Below are 5,885 nucleotides of genomic sequence, written 5' to 3'. Positions count from 1 at the left end.
GGCGGGCGCGGAATGGCTGGGCGAGCTGGCGCGCAGCGCGCCTGTCCCCGCCTGGGACAGCATGGCCGATGCGCGCCGGCACGGCGACGCGCGCATGCCGCCGCTGGCCCCGTCAACCAGGGCTGGCAGCGGGCCGAGCGCCGCCCTGCTGGCCGATCCGCAGGCTTACCGGGCGTACGAAGCACGCCAGGATGCCCGCGTGCTGGCCGCCTTCGCCAGCGCCGCCGAGCTTGAAGTGCCGCGCTTGCAGGCCGATGTCGAGCGGGCCCGCGCGGCTGGCATTCCGGCGGCGCAGATCGCCAGGGTGGAAGCCAAGATCAGGCGCCTGGAACAGTTGCGGCGCGAGATCGCCGGGCCGGCGGTGCAACGCTAGCTGTGCGGGTGTACAGCTGGTGTCGGCGTCGAAAGATGGTAATCTGACCGTCCAGGTACTTGCCAGGAGGCCGCGATGAGCACCACGTTCTTGAAGGGCATTGACGTTTCGCATTTCCAGGGCAGCATCGACTGGCAAACTGTCGCAAAGCAAGTCGATTTTGCCTACGCCAAAGCGAGCGAAGGCAACAGCGTCACCGATCCCTGTTTCAGCGTCAACTACGCGGCCATGCGCGCAGCCGGCATCGCGCGCGGGGCCTATCATTTTCTGCATGCGGACGTGGACGGGGCCGAACAAGCCCGTCATTTCCTGGGCTTGCTGGGCACCCCGCAAGCGGGCGACCTGCCGCCCATGCTCGATGTGGAAAAGGCGTGCGGCATGCAATGCGCGGACATCGACAGTTGCGCGCTGGCCTGGCTGACGCAGGTGCGCAAGGCCTTGTCCTGCACCCCGCTGATCTATTCCTCGCGCGCCTTCTGGAACAGCAACCTGGCCGGTTGCGCGGCGCTCACCGATTTTCCGCTGTGGATCGCCGAATACACCAGCGCCGCGGCGCCGGTCCTGCCGCAGGGCGTGAGCGGCTATACGATCTGGCAGCATTCGCAAACCGGCAAGCTCGACGGCATTGCCGGCGCGGTCGACCTCGACCTGTTCAATGGCAGCGCGCAGGCGCTGGCGCAACTGGCCAGGCCCGCGCGCTAGGCGACGCGCTAGGCGACGCGCTAGGCGACGCGCTAGGCGACGCTGTTACAGCGGCGCGCGCACGATCGCGCCTTTTTTCCAGATCGCCATCAGGGCGCTGCTCAGGTTGACGCCTTCGTGGTCGTCGTCCGAAAACGGCATTTTGTAGGTCGCGATCGCGCCCGGCACCGGAGTGCTCAGCTTTTCCAGCGCGGCCTTGATCTTGGGGCCGTCGGTGCTGTTGGCCTGGCGGATGGCGGCCGCCAGCAGCAGGATCGAATCGTGTCCTCCGGCTGCGGCGGTCGGGTTGGTGATGCGCGGGCGCTTGTATTCGGCGCGGTAGGCCGCCTCGAATTCGCGTCCCGAGGCCGAGTTGGCGCCTTCCACGAAGGTTTGCGGCGAGATCGCCCCTTCGGCATGGGCGCCGGCCACATTGATGAAGGAATCGGTGGCGTTGGCCCACGAGCCGATGATCGGCAGGTTCAGCCCCAGCTTGGCGCCGGTCGTGGCGATATGGCCCTGCTCGGTGCCGATGCCGTACACCAGCAGCACTTGCGCCCCGGCTTCCTTGGCCTTGGCCAGCTGCGCCGACATGTCGGTGTCGCCGATCTTGAAGCTGGCCTCCGAAACGGCCTTGACGTCGTGGGTCAGCAACTGCTTGACCATGTCGTCGTGCCCGCCCATGCCGTACGGCGTGGTGTCGTGCAGCAGCGCGATTTTCTTGTAGCCCTTCTTGACCGCGTAGTCGACCATCATCTGCGCCTGCAAGGTGTCGGACGCCTGTACGCGGAAGGTATAGTTGCCTTCAGGCGCGTTCTGGAAGGCCTTGGTCAGCTTGGTGCCGGCCGAGGCGGGCACGATATTGGGCAGCTTGGCCGCTTGCATCACCGGCTGGTAAGCCAGCACCACGCCCGTGTTCACGCCGCAGGAACAAGCCACCACGCCCTTGGCCAGCAGGGCTTTCATGTTTTGCGCCGCGTTTTCCGGCTTGCTTTCGTCGTTCAGCTCGACCAGTTCCAGATTGCGTCCCAGCACACCGCCACGGGCATTGATGTGCGCGACCGCCAGACGCTGGCCGTCCCGCACCGCCAGGCCGAGCGGAGACGATCCGCCCGTCAGCGGCAGCAGGGCGCCGATCTTGATGGTCTCGGCGGCAAACGTGGCGCTGCCGAGGCACAGCGTGACCGCTGCGAATGCGATATGGCTTGGTTTCATGCGTAGTCCTTTTCCTTCTGGTCGAGTGAGAGGCAAACTGCTGATGTTAAGCAAACTGATAGCGTTTATGGCAAGGGCGCTTTAGTTTAAGGCAAATTTGCGGTACTGCAACAGTTAACTGTTGTATTTGCGCCTGCCATATGCCGGAACGGATAGCGCTTATGCGCAACTCATACGGTTCAGCCGCGAGCAGGTAGGATACGGTCGCAGACGGCACCCCGGCTGTTTTCATTCCTCATGCATATTCACCAGGAGAGACCATCTTGTCGTTACTTGAAAACCATTTCAAACTCAAGGAAAATGGAACCGACGTCCGCACCGAGCTGCTGGCCGGGCTGACCACCTTCCTGACGATGGCCTACATCATCTTCGTCAACCCTTCCATCCTCGGCGACGCCGGCATGCCCAAGGATGCGGTGTTCGTCGCCACTTGCCTGGCGGCCGCGCTGGGCAGCCTGATCATGGGCTTGTACGCCAATTATCCGATCGCCCTGGCGCCCGGGATGGGCTTGAATGCGTATTTCGCCTACGTCGTGGTCAAGCAGATGGGGCTGTCGTGGGAGGTGGCGCTGGGCGCGGTGTTCATTTCCGGCTGCCTGTTTTTGCTGGTGAGCCTGTTTCGCCTGCGCGAAATCATCGTCAACGGCATTCCGCCCTCGGTCCGGGTCGCCATTTCGGTGGGGATCGGCCTGTTCCTCGGCCTGATCGCGCTGCGCAATGCCGGCATCGTGGTGGACAATCCGGCCACCCTGCTCGGCGTGGGCGACTTGCACGCCGCGCCCGCCCTGCTGGCGATCACCGGCTTTTTCGTCATCGTGGCGCTCGACAAGCTCAAGGTCAAAGGGGCGATCCTGATCGGCATCCTGCTGGTCACCGTGCTCAGCTTTTTCTTCGCGGGCAATCAATTCATCGGCGTGGTGTCGGCCCCGCCATCGCTGGCGCCGACCTTGTTCAAGCTCGACATCATGGGCGCGCTCTCGGTCGGCATCCTGAACGTGGTGCTGGTGTTCTTCCTGGTGGAACTGTTCGACGCCACCGGCACCCTGATGGGCGTGGCCAGCCGCGCCGGCCTGCTGGTGAACGGCAAGATGGCGCGCCTGAACAAGGCCCTGTTGGCCGACAGCTGCGCCATCGTGGCCGGCGCCACCCTGGGCACGTCGAGCACCACGGCCTACATCGAAAGCGCGGCCGGGGTCCAGGCCGGCGGGCGCACCGGCCTGACCGCGGTGGCGGTGGCGATCCTGTTCCTCGGCTGCCTGTTCCTGTCGCCGCTGGCATCGGTAGTGCCGGCCTACGCCACCGCCCCGGCGCTGCTGTACGTGGCCTGTTTGATGCTGCGCGAACTGGGCGAGATCGACTGGAACGACACCACCGAGAGCATTCCGGCCGCGATTACCGCGCTGACGATGCCGTTCACCTACTCGATCGCGATGGGCGTGGCTTTCGGTTTCATTTCCTACGCCGTGCTCAAGCTGATGACCGGGCGCGCGCGCGAGGTCAAGGCGGCGGTGTGGGTGATCGCGGGCGTGTTCCTGTTCAAATTCATCTACCTCGGCGCCGGCTGAGAAGTTGCGTGTTTGTCCAGCTTGCGACAGGCACGCAACACTTCCCGGAGCGATAGCACACGCAATTGCGTTTGGTCTTGACCTGACGCAAGCCAGACAGGAATATGTTCTTACGTTGTGACTCCCTGTCACCGAAAGGACATCGCCTTGACGCTGTTACGCCACCTCTCGATTCAAAAGAAATTGATGTTGAGCATGGCAGCCTGTCTGCTCCTGTTTGTCGTCATTTCCTCCACCCTGAGCATCACCATGACCGGGCGCGGCATCCGCGAGCGGGTCGTCAACCAGGAATTGCCGTCGGTGATAGGCGAAATCCGCAACGACGTGCTGCGCCAGATCGCCGTGCCGCTGGCCACCTCGCTGGCGCTGGCCAACAACACGTATGTGCAGGCATGGGAAGCGGAGGGCTTGCCCGACAGCGGCCTGGAAGCCTGGAAAACCTATGCCGGCCGGATCAAGGCCAAGAACAAGGCCGCCACCGTGTTCTGGATTTCCGATACGAGCGGCAAGTACATGACTGAACAAGGCCTGAGCCGCACCCTGGACAAGGCCGCCGGCACCGATCAATGGTTTTACGGCTTCCTGGCCAGCGGCAAGCCCTACACCCTGGACCTGGACAAGGAAGTCGGGTCGAATGAATTCATGCTGTTCATCAACACCCGCGCCGAGGCCGCTGGCGGCAAGCTCGGCGTGGCTGGGGTGGGCCTGTCGGTGACCGCCCTGGCCGACACCATCCGCGCCTACCGCATCGGCCAGTCCGGCTTCGTGTCGCTGGTGCGCGCCAATGGCCTGGTGCTGGTGCACCGCGATGCCGCCCTGGCCGACGGCAAGCACTATCTGAAGGATTTGCCGGGTTACGATGAGGCGCTGAGCAAGACCTTGCTGGTCAGTGCCAAATTTACCCATGCCGAAACCGATCTCGGCGCGGCGCGGCGCATGCTGGTGTCCTCTTTTGTGCCGGAACTGAACATGTATGTGGTGGCCGAAGTGCCGGAAGCCGAAGTGCTGGGCAATGTGGCGCGCGACGCCAGCATCTCGGCCCTGGTGGCGGCACTGGTCGGCGGCGGCATCGGCCTGTTCGTCATTTACCTGATCAGCCGCGCGATCGCCGGCCCGGTGGCGCGCGCCGCCCACATGCTGAGCGACATCGCCGGCGGCAATGGCGACCTGAGCCGCCGCATGCCGGTCGAGAGCGGCGACGAAGTGGGCGAACTGGCGCAGGCCTTCAACCGCTTCGTCTCCTCGCTCAACCTGACCATCAGCCAGGTGCGCGGCAGCACCGAAACCATCGCCGCCGCATCGAGCGAAATCGCGGCCGGCAATATGGACTTGTCGGGGCGCACCGAAGCGCAAGCCTCCAGCCTGGAACAAACCGCGGCCGCCATGGAACAGATGACCTCGACCGTGAAGCAGAATGCCGAGAACGCCAGCCAGGCCAATCAGCTGGTCGTGTCCGCCTCCACCCATGCCGTCAAGGGCGGCGACGTGGTGGGGCAGGTGGTCAGCACGATGGGATCGATTACCGACAGTTCGCGCAAGATCGCCGACATTATCGGCGTCATCGATGGCATCGCCTTCCAGACCAACATCCTGGCCCTGAACGCGGCCGTGGAAGCGGCACGCGCCGGCGAGCAGGGACGCGGCTTTGCCGTGGTCGCCTCCGAAGTGCGCAACCTGGCGCAGCGCTCGGCCGGCGCCGCGCGCGAAATCAAGACCCTGATCGACGACTCCGTGCAAAAGGTCGATGCCGGCAGCCGCCTGGTGGACGAAGCCGGCGCGACCATGCACCTGATCGTCACCTCGGTGCAGCAGGTGGCCGACCTGATGAGCGAGATCGCCGCCGCCAGTTTCGAGCAGAGCCAGGGCATCGGCCAGATCAACCAGTCGATCAGCGCCATGGATGACGCTACCCAGCAGAACGCGGCGCTGGTGGAAGAAGCGGCCGCGGCAGCCAAATCGCTGCAGGACCAGGCCGCCCATCTGGCCAGCGTGGTCAGCGTGTTCAAGCTCGACGAGAGCGCCACGCCGCTGGCCGCGCCTGCCGCAGTGGC

General features: G+C 64.7%; 5 protein-coding genes. 4 read left to right on the top strand and 1 reads right to left on the bottom strand.

The features are described from left to right. Both PO883_RS33505 and PO883_RS33500 read left to right on the top strand, forming a co-directional pair. On the top strand, positions 1-373 hold a 373-nt coding region (locus tag PO883_RS33505), incomplete at its 5' end, for a hypothetical protein (protein WP_289313645.1). 75 nt (positions 374-448) lie between these two features. Continuing rightward, positions 449-1,075 (top strand): glycoside hydrolase family 25 protein, encoded by a 627-nt coding sequence (locus tag PO883_RS33500; RefSeq protein ID WP_289313644.1) that lies wholly within the window; start codon positions 449-451, stop codon positions 1,073-1,075. 45 nt (positions 1,076-1,120) lie between these two features. On the opposite strand, the gene PO883_RS33495 is transcribed toward PO883_RS33500, so the two are convergent. Continuing rightward, the gene (locus PO883_RS33495) at positions 1,121-2,269 is read right to left on the bottom strand and encodes an ABC transporter substrate-binding protein (RefSeq protein ID WP_289313643.1); all 1,149 of its coding nucleotides are present in this window, start codon (positions 2,267-2,269) and stop codon (positions 1,121-1,123) included. A gap of 263 nt (positions 2,270-2,532) precedes the next feature. Here PO883_RS33495 and PO883_RS33490 point away from each other — a divergent pair, with 263 nt between their 5' ends. Both PO883_RS33490 and PO883_RS33485 read left to right on the top strand, forming a co-directional pair. After that, positions 2,533-3,834: an NCS2 family permease gene (locus tag PO883_RS33490; protein ID WP_289313642.1), complete on the top strand. Its 1,302-nt coding sequence runs from the start codon at positions 2,533-2,535 to the stop codon at positions 3,832-3,834. A 147-nt stretch (positions 3,835-3,981) separates the two neighbouring features. Next, positions 3,982-5,885, top strand: a 1,904-nt coding sequence (locus PO883_RS33485; RefSeq protein WP_289313641.1) for a methyl-accepting chemotaxis protein, incomplete at its 3' end; no start/stop codon positions are given.

It is taken from the genome of Massilia sp. DJPM01 (assembly GCF_030348125.1).
Lineage (GTDB): Bacteria > Pseudomonadota > Gammaproteobacteria > Burkholderiales > Burkholderiaceae_D > Telluria_A > Telluria_A frigida.
The sequence above is the reverse complement of the archived record's forward strand: the minus strand, read 5'-3'. Positions and strand labels throughout refer to the sequence as shown.